A 1112-nucleotide genomic window follows, 5' to 3' on the forward strand; every position below is an offset into this window, starting at 1 on the left:
ACGGCGGCGGTCACCGGCCGCTTCGCGGAGAAGGATCTGCTTTCCATCCTCCACTACCAGGCCGCCCACGTCTCGGCCGAGCCGACCCGGGCGAGCGAGACCCACAGTCTGCAGCCCGGCACCGGCGCCTGGTCCTCATTCGGCACCACCACCCCCGACACCGGCTCGGGCATATCCGAGCCCGACGCCAACGAAAGCGATCTGTGCTGATGGCCACCCCGCCCCGCACCGTCTCCGGCCCGATCGGCGACCCGCTCGCCGAGGCGATCGAGCTGACCAGGCGGCTCAAACTCCCGCACATCCGCAGGGCGTTGAGCGACATCGTCCCCACCGCGAAAGCCCAGCGCTGGGATCCCGCCGAGGTCGTCCGCGTCCTGCTGGCCGAGGAAGCCGCCGGCCGCGACCGCGCCAACCTCCACACCCGCCGCAAGCGGGCAGGGTTCCCCGCCGGGAAGACCTTCGGCGACTGGGACGAGCAGGCATCGTCCATCCCCCGGGCCACCCAGGACGCGATCAAGACCCTGGAATGGGTCCAGCGCCGGGAGAATCTCTGCGTGGTCGGCCCCTCCGGCACGGGCAAGAGCCACTGGTGCGAAGCCCTCGGGCAGACCGCCGTCGAGGCCGGCATGTCGGTTGCCTGGTTCTCCATCGAGGACCTCGGCGCCCTCGTCCGCCGCCACCGCGCGGACGACTCCATCGCCAAGGCCCTGACCCGTGTGATCCGCTCCGATTTGATCATCGTCGACGACATCGGCCTGCTGCCGGTCAGCCCCGACGCCGCCGAGGGCTTCTACCGCCTGGTCGACGCCGCATACGAACGGCGGGCTCTCGCGGTCAGCAGCAACCTCCACCCGTCGGGCTTCGACGAGATCATGCCGAAAACCCTGGCCACCGCGACCGTCGACCGCCTCATGCACCACGCTCACATCGTGGTTACCCAGGGTGACAGCTTCCGGCTTACACAGGCCACCACCGGCAAGGGCGTCAAGCCCTTCAGCTGACACATCACCCGGCGGCGGGGAGATATCTGGCCGCCAGCGGGGAGATCTTGCAGGCCGCCAGCGGGGCGAAACCGCGGCCGCCTACGGGGAGAACTTCAAGGCCATTGACAG

1 protein-coding gene and 1 pseudogene are annotated in these 1112 nt (G+C 69.8%); both read left to right on the forward strand.

Features of this window, described 5'->3' with window-relative positions; all coding sequences use genetic code 11:
* Positions 1–210, forward strand: a pseudogene (locus ACFU5K_RS32020) (IS21 family transposase); the annotation flags it as partial.
* Entirely contained in the window at positions 210–1001 is a 792-nt protein-coding gene (gene istB, locus ACFU5K_RS32025; RefSeq protein ID WP_384068296.1) for an IS21-like element helper ATPase IstB, read from the forward strand. The pseudogene ACFU5K_RS32020 and the gene istB, both read left to right, overlap by 1 nt.
* Positions 1002–1112 lie beyond the last annotated feature (111 nt).

It is taken from the genome of Streptomyces sp. NPDC057428, assembly GCF_042803195.1.
In the GTDB taxonomy this organism is placed as follows: Bacteria; Actinomycetota; Actinomycetes; order Streptomycetales; family Streptomycetaceae; genus Streptomyces.